The 17325-nt window shown below is 71.9% G+C and carries 15 protein-coding genes; 6 read left to right on the forward strand and 9 right to left on the reverse strand.

Annotated features, from left to right (window positions below; translation table 11 throughout):
• Both GTW40_RS31190 and GTW40_RS31195 read left to right on the forward strand, forming a co-directional pair.
• The coding region (locus tag GTW40_RS31190; protein WP_161183491.1) for an ROK family protein at nt 1-789 on the forward strand (789 nt) is incomplete at its 5' end.
• A gap of 53 nt (nt 790-842) precedes the next feature.
• Nucleotides 843-1874, forward strand: coding sequence for a phosphotransferase (locus GTW40_RS31195; protein ID WP_161183492.1), 1032 nt, complete (start codon nt 843-845; stop codon nt 1872-1874).
• Between the two features lie 16 nt (nt 1875-1890).
• Here GTW40_RS31195 and GTW40_RS32875 read toward each other — a convergent pair whose 3' ends face one another.
• The 3 genes from GTW40_RS32875 to bla all read right to left on the reverse strand — a co-directional run bounded on the left by GTW40_RS32875 (nt 1891) and on the right by bla (nt 4479).
• Entirely contained in the window at nt 1891-2067 is a 177-nt protein-coding gene (locus GTW40_RS32875; protein ID WP_202486660.1) for a hypothetical protein, read from the reverse strand.
• A gap of 245 nt (nt 2068-2312) precedes the next feature.
• Nucleotides 2313-3236, reverse strand: coding sequence for a hypothetical protein (locus GTW40_RS31200; protein WP_161183493.1), 924 nt, complete (start codon nt 3234-3236; stop codon nt 2313-2315).
• 313 nt (nt 3237-3549) lie between these two features.
• A complete protein-coding gene (gene bla, locus GTW40_RS31205) occupies nt 3550-4479 on the reverse strand; it encodes a class A beta-lactamase (protein ID WP_161183494.1) in 930 nt (309 codons plus the stop codon).
• 141 nt (nt 4480-4620) lie between these two features.
• Between bla and GTW40_RS31210 the strand changes: the two genes are divergently transcribed.
• Nucleotides 4621-5544, forward strand: a complete 924-nt coding sequence (locus GTW40_RS31210; protein ID WP_161183495.1) for a LysR family transcriptional regulator — start codon at nt 4621-4623, stop codon at nt 5542-5544.
• A complete protein-coding gene (locus GTW40_RS31215) occupies nt 5541-6476 on the forward strand; it encodes a serine hydrolase (RefSeq protein WP_161183496.1) in 936 nt (311 codons plus the stop codon). Before GTW40_RS31210 ends, GTW40_RS31215 begins: the two co-directional genes overlap by 4 nt.
• 21 nt (nt 6477-6497) lie before the next feature.
• On the opposite strand, the gene GTW40_RS31220 is transcribed toward GTW40_RS31215, so the two are convergent.
• The 3 genes from GTW40_RS31220 to GTW40_RS31230 all read right to left on the reverse strand — a co-directional run bounded on the left by GTW40_RS31220 (nt 6498) and on the right by GTW40_RS31230 (nt 10009).
• Nucleotides 6498-7103, reverse strand: coding sequence for a hypothetical protein (locus tag GTW40_RS31220; protein WP_161183497.1), 606 nt, complete (start codon nt 7101-7103; stop codon nt 6498-6500).
• A 200-nt stretch (nt 7104-7303) separates the two neighbouring features.
• A complete protein-coding gene (gene katG / locus GTW40_RS31225; protein WP_161183498.1) occupies nt 7304-9538 on the reverse strand; it encodes a catalase/peroxidase HPI in 2235 nt (744 codons plus the stop codon).
• A gap of 33 nt (nt 9539-9571) precedes the next feature.
• Nucleotides 9572-10009 carry a Fur family transcriptional regulator gene (locus GTW40_RS31230; RefSeq protein ID WP_161183499.1) on the reverse strand — a complete coding sequence of 146 codons (438 nt, stop codon included), beginning with the start codon at nt 10007-10009 and terminating at the stop codon, nt 9572-9574.
• Between the two features lie 442 nt (nt 10010-10451).
• Between GTW40_RS31230 and GTW40_RS31235 the strand changes: the two genes are divergently transcribed.
• Complete coding sequence (locus GTW40_RS31235; RefSeq protein WP_161183500.1) at nt 10452-11627, forward strand: acyltransferase; 1176 nt, start codon at nt 10452-10454, stop codon at nt 11625-11627.
• A 92-nt stretch (nt 11628-11719) separates the two neighbouring features.
• On the opposite strand, the gene GTW40_RS31240 is transcribed toward GTW40_RS31235, so the two are convergent.
• The 3 genes from GTW40_RS31240 to GTW40_RS31250 all read right to left on the reverse strand — a co-directional run bounded on the left by GTW40_RS31240 (nt 11720) and on the right by GTW40_RS31250 (nt 15951).
• Nucleotides 11720-11956 (reverse strand): chaplin, encoded by a 237-nt coding sequence (locus GTW40_RS31240; RefSeq protein ID WP_161183501.1) that lies wholly within the window; start codon nt 11954-11956, stop codon nt 11720-11722.
• Between the two features lie 143 nt (nt 11957-12099).
• Entirely contained in the window at nt 12100-14640 is a 2541-nt protein-coding gene (locus tag GTW40_RS31245; protein ID WP_161183502.1) for a discoidin domain-containing protein, read from the reverse strand.
• A gap of 219 nt (nt 14641-14859) precedes the next feature.
• Nucleotides 14860-15951 (reverse strand): GNAT family N-acetyltransferase, encoded by a 1092-nt coding sequence (locus tag GTW40_RS31250; RefSeq protein WP_161183503.1) that lies wholly within the window; start codon nt 15949-15951, stop codon nt 14860-14862.
• Nucleotides 15952-16295: 344 nt separating this feature from the next.
• On the opposite strand from GTW40_RS31250, the gene GTW40_RS31255 reads away from it, so the two are divergent.
• The coding region (locus tag GTW40_RS31255; protein ID WP_161183504.1) for a chitinase at nt 16296-17325 on the forward strand (1030 nt) is incomplete at its 3' end.

Below are 17325 nucleotides of genomic sequence, written 5' to 3' on the forward strand. Positions count from 1 at the left end.
GGCGAGCGCCGGGCCGCCCGCGCGCTGGCCGAGGTCGCCGAGAAGCTCGCCACGTCCGAGCGGGGCGCGCCGCGCACGGCGGTGGTCAGCGCCGCCGACCCCGTCGACCGGGCCAGCGGCCGACTGGTCCGGCTCCCCGACGCCCCCTTCCTGGTCGGCGACCTGGACCCGGCCGCCGTCCTCGCCGCGCACGTGAACGGGGCCGTCCTGGTGGACAACGACATCAACTGGGCGGCCCGCGCCGAACGTCAGGCGGGCGGCGCGGCCGGGGTGGACGACTTCGTGTACGTCCATCTCGGCGAGGGACTCGGCTGCGCCGTCGTCACGGACGGCGCCGTGCGGCGCGGCCACCGGGGGCTCGCGGGCGAGATCGCCCATGTGTGGGTGCCGGGTCCGGACGGTACGGCGATGCCGCTGACCGAGGTGTTCGCCGCGCTCGGACTGCGCCGGGACGACTCGACGGCCATCGACGCCGACGCCGTACGGGCCGCGGTCACCGGGGACGGCGGTACGGACCCGGCGCGGGTGCGCGACGCGCTCGCGCGGGCGGTCGGCGGCGTGCTGAGCGCGGCCGTCGCCCTGACCGACCCGGACGTGGTGGTCGTGGGCGGCGAGTGGGGCGGGCTGCCGGTGATGATCGACGCGATCCGCCACCAGGTCACGGGCGGCCCGCGCCCCGTCCCCGTCACGGCGGCCACCGTGACGGCCCCGGAGCTGACCGGTGCCCGCGCCCGGGCGGTGGAGGAGCTGCGGGACCTGATCGTGCGGTCCGCCCACCCGGCGGAGTGACCGGGCCGCGAAAACCGCTGGTCACCGCCGGACTTCACTGCTGGGATGGCCGGATGCGACAGGACACACCCATCGGCCCCGTCGACGTGGACCGGGGCGCCTACCCGGACGCGGTCACCCCCTGGGAGCGGGAGGACTGGCGGCGGGAAGCGCTCGGCTGGATCGGTGAGCGGCTGGCCGGGCACGGACTGCGCGCCAGCGGGGCGCCGAGCGCGCGGGTGCGCCCGTGGTCGGTGCTGGTGCGGGTGCCCGTGGACGAAGACGTGAGCGGCGGTCTGGGCGACGGCGGCACCGTGTGGTTCAAGGCGAACCCGCCCGCGAGCCGCTTCGAGGCCCCGCTGACCGCCGCCCTCGCCGAGTGGGTGCCGGGGCGGGTGCTGCGACCGCTCGCCGTCGACGCCGCGCGCGGCTGGTCGCTGCTGCCCCACGGGGGCCCGCTGTTCCGCACCGTGCTGGAGACCGAGACCGTGGAGCCCCGGGCATGGGAGGACCTGCTCCAGCAGTACGCCACGGTGCAGCGTGCCCTGGTCCCGCACGCGGACGCGATCGAACGGCTCGGGGTGCGGCGCATCGGCACACTCGAACTCCCCGAATCCTTCGACGAGTTGCTGAACGCGAGCGAGCCGCTGGACCCCTCGGAACGGGCCCGGCTGACCGCGCTGCGTCCCCGTCTCGTGGACTGGTGCGCCGAGTTGGCGGCCCTGGGCATCCCCGACTCACTGGACCACGCGGATCTGCATGAGGGGCAGGTGTTCCGCCCGGAGCCGGGCCGCTACACCTTCTTCGACTGGGGGGACGCCGTCGTCTCCCACCCGTTCAACAGCCTGCGCATCCCGGGCCGTCAGGCCGAGCAGCGGTACGGCACCGGGGTACTGCCCCGGCTGCGCGACGCATATCTGGAGCCGTGGACCGGCGACGGCCACACGGCGGCGGAACTGCGGCGCGCGGCGCGCATCGCCTGGCGCCTCGGTGTACTGGGACGGGTCCGCTCCTGGGCCGGGGTCTTCCCCACGGCCTCCGCACTGACCGCCACGCTCGGTGGCCGTGCACTACTGGAGCTGCTGGAGGAGCCCCCGCTTCGCTGAGGGGACGACCTCGTGGTCAGGCCGTCGCGGCGCCACCCGCGCGCATACGGTCGCGGCGGGCGTTGTTGTAGAGGCGCAGCAGGTGCTTGGCCACCGCGCAGGCCGCGCCGTCGGCGTGGCACTGGCGGCACGTGCGCACGTGCTGGTCGTAGGAGAAACGCGCGTTCTCGAATGCGTCGTCGGCAGCAGACATGGCCATCTCCGGGCAGGGCGCGGCCTCGCGGACCGCGCTGGTTGACTGACGGGTAACACCCGAAGTCAAGGTCATCATGTTACTGCCGGTATTGGGAAACTGATCAGTAACTATGCGCTGACCTGCGCACATGTCCGCCGGACACGACGGCGCACCCGTCCGTCCGGACGCCCGCACACCTGCCCGTACACACGAAGGAGGGGGAGCCGTCCGCCGACGGCTCCCCCTCCCGCTGTGGTGCGCCGTCAGGAACGGCGCGTGCGGCTGACGTAGACCGTTCCGGCACCGAGGGCCAGCACCAGGGCGGCGCCGCCCGCGAGCATGCCGACCGAGCCGGCGCCGGTCTCCGCCAGCGGCGGCTTGGCGCCACCGTTGGGCGACACCTTCGCCTCGGCCGACGGGCTACTGCTCAGCGGCGGGATGTCCGCACTGGTCGACGGCGTCCCGGACGGCTTCGGCTGCGGCGCCGGGGTCGTCTCCTTGCCCGACGGCGCGCTCGGCTCCGGGTTCGCGGGGGACTCCGGGGCCGAGGCGGACGGGGCGGGCGCGGAGGGCGACGACGGCGACTCCGGGGTGGCGGACTCGCAGCGCTTGTCACCGCCGTTCCACGCGGCGATCAGGTGGTACGGGGTGAGCACGCCGGTCCGCACGTCGGGCAGCCGGCCGTGGCCCTCGCCCTCCTTGCCGTCGTAGGCGGTGTCGTCGCCGTAGAGGTCTATCTGACCGAAGCAGGTGGGCGCCTTGACGCCGAGCTTCTGCCAGGTGCGGCCCGCGTCGTCCTGGCCCGCGACGTCCTTGTCGGTCAGGTAGACGGTGGCCTTGTCGACCATCTGCTGCGCGCCGGAGGAGGCCCAGTTCGGGCCCTCCGTGGTGTACTCCGCCAGCGAGACGGGGTACTTGCAGCCCTCGCCGACGCTCTGGCCGGGGGCCAGGCGGACCTCGACGGTGCCGGGGACGGTGTCCCACTGGTGGAAACCGCCCTGCGAGGTCCAGTCCGCGCCGACGGTCTTGCCGTCCGCGTCGACCAGGCGGTACTGGACGGTGGCGGACTGGCAGCCGCCGCCGTCGGAGGCGTGGGCCGAGCCGGCCCCGATCAGGGGCGCGACCGCCGCCGCGAGGAAGGTGGCCGCGACCGCGGCGAGGGACCTGGCTGGTTGAGAGCGTGACAAGGTGAGCCTCTGTCCATTCGGCAGGTGTGGGAGGTGGCGGACACGACGCACCGGCGTCGGCGCACGGCAGTCGCGTCGCTTCGCGGGCCCGAGGCCGAGCGAAGATGGTCAGAGTCTTGTCGGCTTTACAACTCCCGTCAATTTCCCACGAGTTCGCCACCGCAGAAGCTCAACCCGACTGATTTCGCAGCTCGGCACGGATGGACAATGTCGCCATCGGGCCCGGTATCCGGGAGTTGGGGCGGTGGACATGTCCCGTCATCCCGGGACACGGACACCGCCGGGACTCCCCCGTCTCCCCTGTCGAGAAGAGTTACTCGCCGGGTGCGACGGCCGGCGCGAGCAGCCGGGCGGTGCGCTCGATCAGCGACTCGTCCACGGGCGCGTCCCGCTCCGCCTTCGTGGTCAGTACGGCGAGCACCACAGGGGTGCGGCGCGTGGTCCAGGCGATGCCGAGATCGTGGGCACTGGCGTAGGAGCCGGTGCCGGTCTTGTCCGCGAGCGTCCAGTCGGCGGGCAGTCCGGCGCGGAACCGCCTGGTGCTGGTGGTGTTGCCGCTCAGCCACGCGACGAGTTGCCGCCGGTCGGCCCCGGAGAGCGCGTTGCCCAGGGTCAGCCGCTCCAGGCCGCGCCCGATGGCGTACGGGGTCGTGGTGTCGCGCGGGTCACCGGGGATCGCGGTGTTCAGGTCGGTCTCCCACCGGTCGAGCCTGCTCACCTCGTCACCGAGGGAGCGGAAGAACCGGGTGAGTCCGGCCGGGCCGCCGATGCGGCGCAGCATGAGATTGCCCGCCGTGTTGTCGCTGTACTGGATGGCGAGCGCGCACGCGTCGCGCACGGGGATGCCCGTCTCCAGATAGCCCTTGCTGTGCTCGGAGTTGGAGAGGATGTCGGCGGGCGGGAAGTGGATCACCTCGTCGAGCCCGGTACGGCCATCACGCCCTCTGCCGCCGCCGTGATCGCGCAGTACGGCCGCCGCCGCGAACGCCTTGAACAGCGAGCACATCGCGAACGGCTCCCCGGCGCGGTACGCCACGGTCCGGCCGGTGCGCGTGTTGCGGGCGTAGACACCGAGACGCGCGTCGTACTCCCGCTCCAGCGACCGCAGTTGAGCGGTCACATGGTCGGGCCCGGAGTCGGCGGCGGCACGTGCCGTCACCGTCGGCGTGAGCGCGGCGGCAGCGGCGAGGGCGCCGCCCGCCCGGAGCAGTCGGCGGCGGGGTACGGAGTTGGAGCGGGGCACGGAGAAGTCCTCCCGGATCGTCCGTAGGAGTCGTCCGTCGGCCCGGTGGATCACCGACGGGAGGACAGCGAAACAGCCGCACACCACCCATGTCCAAGAGGGAACTTTGAAGCCCGCATGTCTTTTTGATATGACGCCTGAATGGATCTCCTCGCGCACCTCGCGGCCTACGCGGCGACCGCCGACGAGGCGAGCTTCTCGCGCGCGGCCGACCGGCTCGGGATCGCCCAGCCGCTGCTGAGCCGCCGCATCAAGACCCTGGAGGCCCATTTCGGGGGTCAGTTGTTCGACCGGTCGCATCGGCAGGTCACCGTCACGGACTTCGGCATGTCCCTGCTGCCGTACGCGCGGGACGTGCTGGAGCGGGCCGAACGCCTGGAGGGTGCCGCCCGGTCGGCGCGGACGGGCCGGGTGCGCGCGGTCGGAGTGCCGCCGGACTGCGCCCCGGTGGCGCTGGCCCGGGTGATCCGGGCGGGCGCCGAGCACGGGATGACGCTCTCGGTGCGGGAACTCACGTCACAGGAGCGCGAGTTGGGGATCATCGACGGTTCACTCACCTACGCCCTCACACGGGTCGCTCCTGAACGTGCCGCGCTCCGGGTGCCGTTGGGGCTGGCCTCGGCCCCGGGCTCGGAGCGTCGCGTGGTCCACTTGGAGGATCTGCGGCCGCGCAGGAAGGCCGCCGCGTCCCGGACCGCCGCCCTCCCCCTCCTCACCCTGGCCGAGGACGAAGTGCCGGACTTTCAGGACCGGTTGACGCGTGCCGTGGCGCGTGCCGGGCTGCCGGAGCGGCTGGTCGGGAGCGCCGGTCCGGCCGCCACGGCGCTGGCGGAGACGCTGGCCGGGCGGGCGACGCTGCTGTGCGCGGAGCCGTTCGCGGCGCGCCACGGGGCGAGTTGGGCCCCGCTCGCGGACGCCTCGCTGCACCGGGGGTACGACCTCCGCGCGAGCGAGCGGGGCGGGGTGCCCGACTGGCTGGCGAGGACACTCGCGGCCACCGTGGGTGCGGTGCGACGCGGTACGGCTGACGGCGGGGCGGCCGCGCGGGTGGTGGTGGGCGGATGAGCGCCCAGAAGCCGTACCGGCCCGCGTTCACCGCCTCGGACGGACGCCTGCTGGACGTGGCGGAGTCCGTCGCCCGCGACTGGGACGCGCTCGGGGTGCGCGGCTCGTTCCTGGCCCGCGACCTCGACTCGGGCGAACAGCTCGGCTTCGACGCCGACACCCCGCTTCCGCTCGCCTCGGTGGTGAAGGTGCCTCTCGCCCTGGTCGTGCTGGACCGGATCGCGGCCGGGGAACTCGACCCGGCGCACCCGGTGACGTACACCCCGGCCGCCGGTGCCGTCGGCCCCACCGGGCTCGCGGCCTTCCGGCATCCGGCCACGATGGCCGTCGGCGACCTGCTGCTCCTGATGCTGTCGGTGAGCGACAACGCGGCCGCCGACCTGCTGTTCGACCTGGTGCCGGTCGCGGAGGTGGCCGGGCGGCTGCGGGACTGGGGCTGCGCCGACCTGTGGCTGCGACACCGGATGAATCACATGTACGCGTGCGCGGCGGGCGCGTCCGGGAACGACTTCTCGCTCGCCCTCGAACTGGCTGTACGCGACGAACGGACCGGGCGGCACACCATCGAGACCCTCGATCCGGCGCGGGCGAACGCGGGTACGGCCGGGGCCCTGGTGGACCTGCTGGAGCGGGTGTGGCTCGACCGGATCTCCGTACCGGGGGCAACCGCCGAGCTGCGCCGCCTGATGGGGCATCAGGTCTTCACTCAGCGGATGGGCGGTGAACTGCGCGCGGATTCCCTGCGGTTCGGCGGGAAGACCGGCACGTTCCTGCATCTGCGGCACGAGATCGGGGTGGTGGAGGCGGACTCCGGTGCCCGGGTGGCGGTGGCGGCGCTGACCCGCGCGGACCGGCGGGCGGCCCTGGCTCCGGACATCGACCTGGCGATCGGGACCGCCGCACGGGAGGCGTTCGAGGCGCTGCGCGGCTGAACGGTGTTCCGGAAGGGGCGGTCAGCCCCTGCCCCCGCTGAGCTTGCGCCACTCCGGCCCGACCCGTTTCCACTCCTTGTCCCACTCGGACAGCTGCCGCCGCACCAGCGAGCCGCGCAGCAGCCTGCCCCCGGCCCACACCGCCGTACCGCTGACCTGGGCGACGAGGAGGCCGGTCAGCACGATCTGGAGGGCGGCCTCGGCGGTGGAGGCGGGCGGGGGCACGGTCCGGCCGGTGCCGTCGGTCCACACGGTGGTGGCGGTGCCCTCGATGGTGCCGGGCCGCACCTTCGTGCGTCCCGTGTGCACGGAGCCGTCGGGGTCGGTCCAGCGGACGGTGCCCCAGACGTGGTCACCGTCGTAGCCGCTGCCCTCGGTGACGGTCCGGGCCGCGTCGGCGGTGAGGACGGCCGAGACGGTGTGCACCTGGGCGCGCCGGGCGGCGAGCGAGGCGTCCACGGCCTGCCCGGCGGCCCAGCCCGCGAGCGTGCCGCCCAGAACGGCGAGGATCCAGGTGAGAAGGATGATCCAGCCCTCGGCCAGATCGCTGTGCCGCCGCAGCGGGTTGCGCCGCCAGCGCCACAGGCGGACCCGGGTGACCGGGGGCGTCCATGGGGTGCGAGTCATCGGCCGCCGCCTCCTCTCGCCTGCTCACGGCCGCGTGGCGGAGTGTCGGCCCGAAGGCGTCTTCACCACCATCGTGCACCCGGGTCCGCGTGGGCGCAGTCGGAGGCGGGAAAACCCCCGTATTCCCAGGTGGGAGCACGGCGAAGGCGCCCGGCGCCGACCCGTGAGGGCCGGTACCGGGCGCCCGAGGGGGGTACCGGTCAGGCGAGGTCGAACCGGCCGAGGTTCATGACCTTGTGCCACGCGGCGACGAAGTCCTTGACGAACTTCTCCTTGGCGTCGTCACTGGCGTACACCTCGGCGACGGCGCGCAGTTCGGCGTTGGAGCCGAAGACCAGGTCGGTACGGGTACCGGTCCACTTGACCTTGCCGGTGGCCGCGTCGCGGCCCTCGAAGGTGGACTCGTCCTCGCTCGTGGAGCTCCACGTGGTGCCCAGGTCGAGCAGGTTGACGAAGAAGTCGTTCGTCAGCGTGCCCGGGCGGTCGGTGAAGACACCGAGCTTGGAGCCCTGGTAGGTGGCGCCGAGGGCGCGCAGACCGCCGATGAGGACGGTCATCTCCGGGGAGCTCAGGGTGAGCAGGTTGGCCCGGTCGACGAGCATGTACTCGGCGCGGCCGGGGTTGCTGCCCTTGCCGACGTAGTTGCGGAAGCCGTCGGCGGCGGGCTTGAGCGCCTCGAAGGACTCGACGTCGGTCTGCTCCTGGGAGGCGTCCACGCGGCCCGGGGTGAAGGGCACCTCGACGGGGAACCCGCCGTCCTTGGCGGCCTGCTCCACCGCGGCGTCGCCGCCGAGGACGATCAGGTCGGCCAGGGAGACGTGCTTGGCACCGGCGGAGGCGTTGAACTCCTCCTGGACGCCCTCGAGGGTGCGCAGCACCAGGGCGAGCTGGTCGGGCTCGTTGACCTCCCAGCCGCGCTGCGGCTCCAGGCGGACGCGGGAGCCGTCGCCGCCGCCGCGCTTGTCGCTGCCGCGGAAGGTGGACGCGGAGGCCCAGGCGGTGCCGACGAGCTGCTGCACGGTGAGGCCGGTGTCGAGGATCTTGCGCTTGAGCGCCGCGGCGTCGGCGGCGTCGATCGGCCGGCCGACCGGCTCCGGCAGCGGGTCCTGCCACAGGAGCGTCTCCTCCGGGACCTCGGGGCCGAGGAGCAGCGACTTCGGGCCCATGTCGCGGTGGGTCAGCTTGTACCAGGCGCGGGCGAAGGCGTCCGCGAACTGCTCGGGGTTCTCGTAGAAGCGGCGGGAGATCGGGCCGTAGATCGGGTCGAAGCGCAGCGACAGGTCCGTCGTGAGCATGTTCGGCGCGATCTTCTTGTCCGGGTCGAAGGCGCTGGGCACGGTGCCCTCGCCCGCGCCGTCCTTCGGCTTCCACTGGTGGGCGCCGGCCGGGCTCTCGGTCAGCTCCCACTCGTAGCCGAACAGGGTGGCGAAGAAGTTCTCGTCCCAGGTGATCGGCGTGGAGTTCCAGGTGACCTCGAGGCCGGAGGTGATGGCGTCGGGGCCCTTGCCGGTGCCGTAGCTGCTCTTCCAGCCGAGGCCCTGCTGCTCCATCGGGGAGTCCATCGGGTCGGGGCCGACGTCGCTCGCCGGGCCCGCGCCGTGGGTCTTGCCGAAGGTGTGGCCGCCCGCGATCAGGGCGACGGTCTCCTCGTCGTTCATCGCCATACGGGCGAAGGTCTCGCGGATGTCGCGGGCCGCGGCGATCGGGTCCGGGTTGCCGTTGGGGCCCTCCGGGTTGACGTAGATCAGGCCCATCTGGACGGCCGCGAGGGGCTTGTCCAGCTCACGGTCGCCGGTGTAGCGCTCGTCGCCGAGCCAGGTGGTCTCCGGGCCCCAGTACACGTCGGCGTCCGGCTCCCAGGCGTCGACGCGGCCGCCGCCGAAGCCGAAGGTCTTGAAGCCCATGGTCTCCAGCGCGACGTTGCCGGAGAGGATGATGAGGTCGGCCCAGGAGAGGTTCTTGCCGTACTTCTTCTTCACCGGCCACAGAAGTCGGCGGGCCTTGTCCAGGTTGGCGTTGTCCGGCCAGCTGTTCAGCGGGGCGAAGCGCTGCTGTCCGGTGCCGCCGCCACCGCGGCCGTCGAGGGTGCGGTAGGTACCGGCGCTGTGCCAGGCCATGCGGATGATGAACGGGCCGTAGTGGCCGAAGTCGGCGGGCCACCAGTCCTGCGAGGTGGTCAGGACCTCGGCGATGTCCCGCTTCACCGCGGGCAGGTCCAGGTCCAGGAAGGCTTCGGCGTAGTCGAATTCCTCGCCCAGCGGGTTGGCGACGGGCGGGTTCTTGGCAAGGACCTTCAGGTTGAGCTGCTTGGGCCACCAGCGGTCGTTGCCGCTGCCGAGGGCGGGGTGCAGGGAGGTGGCGCCGTGGGCCACCGGGCAGCCGCCGGTTCCCTCGTCCTTCGGGTCAGTGACGATCGCTTCTTTGTTCTCGGGCATGTCAATCCTTCCGAAACGGACGGGACGCGGCGCTCAGGCCGTACGACCGGTGGAACAGTCGGGGCAGGTGCCCCAGTAGACGACCTCGGCCTCGTCGATGGCGAAGCCCCGGCCGTCGGACGCGGTGAGACACGGTGCGTGGCCCACCGCGCAGTCGACGTCGACGACGACACCGCACGACCGGCAGACGGCGTGGTGGTGGTTGTCGCCGACGCGGCCCTCGAACCGGGCGGGGCTGCCGGCCGGTTCGATGCGGCGTATGAGCCCCGCCGCGGTGAGCGCGTGCAGGGCGTCGTAGACGGCTTGCAGGGAGATGTGGCCCACGCGGTCGCGGACCTTGTCGGCGATCGCCTCGACGCCGAGGTGGTCGCCGTCGCGGACGGCTTCCAGCAGGGCGACGCGGGCCGCCGTCACGCGCAGGCCGGCACCGCGCAGCTCCGCGGCGGTGGTCGGAGGCTGGGATGCGGTCATGGCACCGAACCTACCTCCATAAACACGAAAGATTCAAGAAAACGAGTCATCCAAGTCTGATCTCGTGGTTTCCGACGACCGCCGGCGGCCCGCTCGCGCCGGACCGCACCGGCCCGTTCACGGCGTGTGGCGCCCGGCCTCCGCATCATGGGTCCGCGCGCCCGGGCCCCCGGGAGCGGCGGGCCGGGAGGTCCCCCGCACGGAGTGACGCGCCTCACGTATCGAGTGTCGCCGCACGCGCCTCACCCTGCCCATCGGGACCGTTCCCCGAAACCGGGACGCCCTCACTCGTTCGGGTGCGGCCGTCCGGCCATCCGTGGCATGGCGGCGGCTGTCTCGTTCGGCAGCCGTGTGATGTTCCCCGCGTGATGTGAATGAGGGGCGCGGACGGGGCAACGCTCCCCTTCATGCCCCACGCGAAACTCCAGCGGCAGGTGATCGGATGAGCACGGCGACGACCCGGACGACCCGGACGCCGCCCGACCGGACCGGCTCGGCCACGGCCCCCGTCTCCCTCTCGGCCACCCCCAGACCTTCCCTGCCCTCTCTCACCGGACTGCGGTGGATGGCGGCGCTGCTGGTCTTCGGACTGCACGTGAACAACTTCGGCTACTTCGGCGGACAGCCGGGGCGCCTGGTGGCCTGGGCGTTCGGGCCCGGGGCGACCGGGGTGTCGTTCTTCTTCGTGCTCTCCGGCTTCGTCCTCATGTGGTCGGCCCGGCCGGGCGACCGGGCGCTCGGCTTCTGGCGGCGGCGCATCGCCCGCGTCTACCCGGTGCACCTCGTCACCCTCGTCATCGCGTTCGTGATGGCGTACACGCTGAGCGGACTGCCGCGGCCGCGCGTCCGGCAGGCGGCGGCCAACGTGCTGCTGGTGCATTCGTGGTGGCAGCCCTGGTGGCAGACGCTGAACCCGGTCAGCTGGTCGCTGGCCTGCGAGGCGTTCTTCTACGCGGCCTTCCCCGCGCTCTTCCTGGTGCTGCGGCGGCTCGGTGCGCGGGGCACGGTGGTGCTGGGCGCGCTCGCGGTGGTGGCGGTGCTGGTGCTGGCGCGGGCCGACTCGCACCACTGGCTGCACCAGCCGCTGTACTCGCTGCCCCTCGCGCGGCTGCCCGAGTTCGTGCTCGGCGCGGTGACCGCGCGGCTGGTGCTGCTCGGGCGCTGGCGCGGGCCGGGCCTGGAGGCGTCGCTCGCGCTGGCGCTGCTCGGCTACTTCCTGGTCCCACAGATCCGGGGCGGCTACACGGGGACGGCCTGCACCCTGGCGGGCTTCGTCACCCTCATCCCGGCGGCGGCCCTAGCGGACCTGCGCGGTCTGCCCTCGCTGTGGCGGCGTCCCCGGCTGGTCCGGCTCGGGGAGCTGTCCTTCGCGTTCTACATGATCCATCTGCTGGTCCTGCGCGCGGGCATCACCGTCCTCGGCGACAAACCCCGCTTCGGCCTCCTCGCCGGTCTCGGCGTCACCGCGGCCGCCTTCACCCTGTCCCTGGCCCTCTCCTGGCTCCTCTACGAGGCGGTGGAACGCCCCGCCCGCCGCCTCCTGCTGCGCGGCCACCGCCCGGATTCCCGCCCCACCCCGAACGAGCCCGCACCCGCACCGGTCGCGCCGGGGGCCTGACCGGCGACGGAACACCCACCGACGGCCGGTCACCGGCCGCGCGGACAGCCGTGAGCCGGCTCCCCGGGCGGGGAGCCGGCTCACGGTGGGCGTCAGGAGTTGACGCAGGCGTTGCCGAACGCGGGGTTCAGCAGACCGACGATGTCGATCGTGTTGCCGCACAGGTTGACCGGGATCTCGATCGGCACCTGGATGACGTTGCCGGAGGCGACGCCGGGGCTGCCGACGGCGACGCCGGTCGTCGGGTCGGGGTCCGCCGCGTGGGCCGCGGTGGTACCGGCGAGGACAAGGGAGCCCGCGAGAAGGGCCGTTGTGGCAATGCCGCGCATACGCATGAGGTGCCTCACTGCTCGAGATCAGGACCCTTCCATCACAGCGGCACCCACCCCGGCCCGCCCGCGCAGCTACTCCGTTCGGGACGGGGCGATTCGGGGACGGCCCGCCGCGCGCGACCGGCCGTCCCCGAACGCCACTACGGAAAGCGCGTGAGCTTGGACGGGATGGTGTCCGAGCCCGAGGTGGGCGCGCCGGTGTTGTTGACGACGTGGGCGTACTGCCCCTTGCCGCCGAGCGAGATCACCAGCAGGTCGTGCAGCTTGATGCCGGAGCCCGTCGGCACCTGGAAGCCGTGGGCCTGGACGATCGAGGGGTCGGAGGTGAAGTTGCAGTAACTCCCCAGCCCCCAGGCCTCGTGCGTGGTCACCGAGTCGGCGACCTTGTAGGCCGCGTAGCCCACGATGCCGTCGTGGGTGACGGCGGCCGCGTTGGGCACGTCGTACGCCTTCTCGTTCTGGAAGAAGATCGTGCGGCCGCGCTCACCGGCCCAGTACACGTCGTACTTGTTGTAGTGCTCGACGAACAGCCCTGTGGCGAGTACGTCGTTGCCGTTGACGCGCAGGCCGTAGTCGGCGCGGTTGGTGTCCCAGCCGACGCCGCTGCCGTGGTCGGCGCGCCACAGCCAGGTGTGGTCGATGATGACGTTGTTGCTGTTGACCACGACGGAGTTGGTGGCGAGGCCGGGGCCCGCGCCGCCGATGCGCACGAACACGTCCTGCATGGTGGTGGGGTTGGCGGAGTGGTCGGCGGTGGAGCCGGGGGCGCCGATCCGCAGCAGGGTGTCGGAGTTGGCGGGGCCCGCGTCGATGAGGAAGCCCGCGAGCTTCACGCCGTCCACGTCGGCGACGTGCATCGCGTCGACGCCGTTGTCGGGGACGAGGGTGGCGAGGCCGAGCCCGAGGACCACGGTGTTGGCGCGGTTGACCTCGATGGTCCGGTCGAGGTGGTAAACCCCGGGCGTGAAGAGGAGGTTGAGCCCCTGAGCGAGGGCCGCGTTGATGGTCGTGGCGGTCGCGCCGGGCTTGACGACGTAGAACTGGTCGAGCGGGATCGAACTGCCCGCGTTGGCCGGCCAGGACACGCCCCGCGCGCCTGTGCGCTTGGCGGGGACGAACACCTTGTAGGTGCTGCCGTCGAGGTAGAGGAACGGCTTCTCGCGGGAGATTGGGGTGTTGTCCAGCGTGGTGTACGGACCGCTGTCGAAGTTGGTCGCGGGCGCGCCCTGGACACCGGTGAAGGTCATGTTCCAGACGCCGTTGGTCCAGCCGCCGACCGAGCTGTCGCGGGTGTACCACTGCTGCTGGGAGTACGGGCCCACCGTGCCGTCGATCTTCGAGTCGGCGATGTAGCCACCGGAGGCCCAGCCGTAGCCGTTCGGGGCGAGGTTGAGGCCGCCCTGGACGTGGATACGGCGGAACGGCGCGGCCTGGGCGACGGCCCACCGGTCGTCACCGCTGACCGGGCGGATCGCGAGGTTCTCGGCCGAACGCCAGAAGTTCTGCGTGGCGTTGCCGTTGAACCAGCCCGCGTCCACCGTGATGTCGCCGTTGATCTGGGTGTCGTCGGGGTTCAGGCCAAGGCCGGAGACCGAGGTGTAGAAGCCGAGTTGGGCGTTGATGTTGTTGTAGGTGCCCGGCTTCAGGAGGAACTGGTAGCGGCCGGAGCCGAACTGGTTCGACTCCTGGCGGGAGAAGACGTCGTCGAACTTCTGCTGGAGGTTCGCCGTCGAGGGGTCGACGACGATGACGTTGGGCCCGAGGTCGCCGCCGCCCTCGACCGGCGGGGTGCCGGTGGTGCCGGTGTGCACGGCGAACTCCCAGAGCGAGTAGCCGTAGACCGTGCCGCGCGCGGTGCCGTAGACGCGGACGTAGCGCCCTGAACCGCTCACGGCGTAGGAGGCGTTGCCGCCGCTCGCGCCGGTGACGGACTTCAGCGTGCTCCAGTTCTGGCCGTCGGTGGACGACTCGATGCGGAAGTCCTTGCCGTAGGCGGCCTCCCAGCGCAGGTCGACCCCGCACAGGTCCTTGACCGAGCCCAGGTCGACGCGGATCCACTGCGGGTCCGACGCCTGGCTGGACCAGCGGGTGGCGTTGTTCCCGTCGAAGGCGGCGGAGGCGGGGAAGTCCGCGCTCTCGGTGGAGGAGGTGGTGGCGGCCCTGCCCTGCGCGGCGTTGGCGGTGTCGCAGCCGGCCTGGCTGCCGCCGGAGGTGCCGAAGACCTGGAACTCCCAGAGGGAGTAGCCCCATTGAGTGGCCCGGTGGACGCCGAGCATCCGGACGTAGCGGCCCTGTCCGGCGACGTCGACGGTGTCGGTGCCCCCGTCGGAGCCGGTGACGGACTTCAGGTCGGTCCAGCTGGTGCCGTTGTCGGAGATCTGGAGCTTGTAGTCCTTGCCGTACGCGGCCTCCCAGTTGAGGACCACGCTGGTGACGGTCGCGCTCGCGCCGAGGTCGACGCGCAGCCACTGGTCGTCGGTGGCGGCGGAGGACCAGCGGGTGCCGGTGTCGCCGTCGACGGCCGCGGCGGCGGGGGTTCCGGCGTTCTCCTCGGAGGAGGCGGTGGTCGTGCGCCCCTGCGAGAGGGGGGTTTCGGCCGCTCGGGCCGAGGGATGGGTGGTGGGCAGGGCGAGCAGGGCCGCCGTGACGGCGAACGCTGCTCCCAAAGATCTCAGTCTCATGTGGCGGCTCCTGCGGCTCGGGGACCGGAATACCGGCCTCCCCACTTAGTTCATGTTTTGATTTAAGAGATGAACCAAAGGGGCGGCAAGCCTTCGGGACTCAAATCCTTTACGCAACAGGGACGTTCACACCGACGGGCCGTTCACACCATGCAGAGACCGGCCGGACCACGCGATGCGGTCCGGCCGGTCGTCAACTCCGGTGTTTGGTAAGCGGGTTCAGCGGCGGGGGCGCCCCTGTGTGCGCAGTTCGCCCACCGTCCTGAGCAGCCGGTCCGCGGGTTCGCGGAGCCGGGGATGGGCCAGCACCGTGTTGCGCAGCCCGCGCACCGGACGGCGCCACATGCGCTGGGCGAGCGCGACCGGATGGGGCCGGGCCGCGAAGCCCTCGCCGACCCGCAGTTCGCGGGTTTTGAGCCAGTCCTTGTACTCCTTGTCGCCACGCCCGAGGTCCACCAGGGTCACCCCGCCGCGCGCGGCCCCCTCGGCGGTGCGCAGATGCATCATCAACCCCGGCGAGTAGTAGTGCAGTTCGGGGTCGTAGGCGGTGAACCAGGCGGCCAGCACGGTGCTGGAGCGTGGCCCGAAGTGGGCGGCCACCGGGCGGTCGCCCGCGTACAGCACGGACAGGACGCCGGTGAAATGCTCGGCGCGGACATGGAAGAGATGGTCCGTCAGGTCCACGATCCACGGCCGGGAGAACCGGTCCATCCGGCCCGTGCGGCGGTACTGCGCGGACTTCCACCGCATGAGCGTGCGCAGCGCCTTCGGGTCGCGCTCGTCGAAGACGAACCGGACCTCGCCGATGTCCCGGCCGAGTCTGCGCTCCTTCTTCAGCGTGGTCTTGGCGAGCCCCGGATAGGTGGCGCGCAGCCACTCGGCATAGGTGCCGTCGCCGGGCTTGACGTCGATCACCGGCGAGGCGAAGGTGCCGGTGACGTACGGCGCGAACGGCCGCTGCTCCTGCACGAGATGGTCGAACTCGAAGACGCTGAGCCCACAGGCGCGCAGCAACTCGCCGGTGTCCCAGGTGACTCCGGGCCGGTGCACCAGGGCCTGGCAGTCGGAGAGCCCGAGGCCGATGGCCCGGCCGGTGCCCAACGGCCCGCGCTCGTACGGCAGGAAGCCGACCGGCTCGCCGCCCTCCCGCAGGACCGCGACCCGCACACCGGAGCGATGGCGGCCGACTCCGATGGCGAACTCGGGCGCCAGAAACGGGTTGGCGTATTCGGGTGACTCGTCCATCGCCCGGTGCCAGGCCCCGCGCAGCTCCGAGGTCAGCTCGCCGGGTCTGTGGATGGTGATCTCCACCTCAGATCGACCGCCCTTCCGGCGTCGCCGTCCCGGACGCCGCATGGCGTGCCCCACCCCTGTTACCGCTCATGTCTTTGCCGTCCCCCCGCCCTGCGCCGACGTTCAAACGTCGCGAAACAGTACGCACCTGTCAAGGGTGCCTCAGTCGGCCGACACTCCGCCACGGTTCCGCGCAGATCGGCTGGTTCGCCAACTGTCTTGTACACAGCGGACGTTAATCCTCCGCGCGGGTAAAGACTTCGTTTGGTCCAGTCCAAGTGTGCGCATTGGACTAGACCAAAAGGAGGTCACCCCAAGAGGCTGGGGGCTTCCCCATCCCCCACCCCCCATGGAGGCACGTAGTGGGACGTCTTCGCGCTTGTCTGGGCGCGGCCGCCGCGGTAGGACTGGCCGCGGCCGGTACCACCGCTCTCGCCGCGGGCAGCGCCTCGGGTGCACCCAGCGCCCTCGACAACCGCTGGTACGCGGCGGCCCCGTACCTGATGCCGGAGGACAACGATCCCCCGGACGCGGCCGCGATCATGGACGCCACCGGGCTCAAGGCCTTCCAACTGGCCTTCATCCTGGCGCCCAACGGCGGCGGCTGCACCCCGACCTGGGGCGGCACCTCGTCGCTCTTCGCCGACACCGCCGTCCAGTCGGTGATCAACACCATCCGGTCCAAGGGAGGCGACGTCTCCGTCTCCATCGGCGGGTACGGCGGCACCAAGCTCGGCCAGACCTGTTCCGACGCGGCGAGCACGGCGGCCGCGTACCAGCAGGTCATCACCAGGTACGGGCTGCACGCGATCGACTTCGATCTGGAGGAGCCGGAGTACGAGAACACCGCGGCCATCAAGAACGAGATCGGCGCCGCCAAGATCCTCCAGCAGAACAACCCCGGCCTGTACGTCTCCGTGACCACTCCGGGCACGGCGGACGGCACCGGCTGGTTCGGCAAGCAGATGCTGCTGGAGGCGAAGTCGCAGGGGTTCACCCCGAACAACTTCTCCATCATGCCCTTCGACGGTGGCTTCAACGGCGCGGCGAGCCAGACCGACGCACTGACCAAGTTCAACGCGATCCTGCAGTCCACCTTCGGGTGGAACGAGGCCACGGCGTACGCGCACGAGGGCTTCTCCGGGATGAACGGCCGCAGTGACGCCGGTGAGTACTTCCCCCAGGCGGACTTCCAGACGGTGCTGGACTTCGCGACCAGTCACCACATGGACCGCTTCACCTTCTGGTCGCTGAACCGGGACCGGCAGTGCTCCCCCGCCGACAACGGCGGCCGCACCTCCGGGTCCTGCTCCAGCGTGGCCCAGAGCCCCTGGGAATTCGCCAAGTTCTCGGTGAAGTTCGCGGGGGCCACCCCGCCCGGCTCCACGCCGA

The sequence above is a fragment of the Streptomyces sp. SID4985 genome (genome assembly GCF_009863025.1).
Taxonomy (GTDB): Bacteria; Actinomycetota; Actinomycetes; order Streptomycetales; family Streptomycetaceae; genus Streptomyces.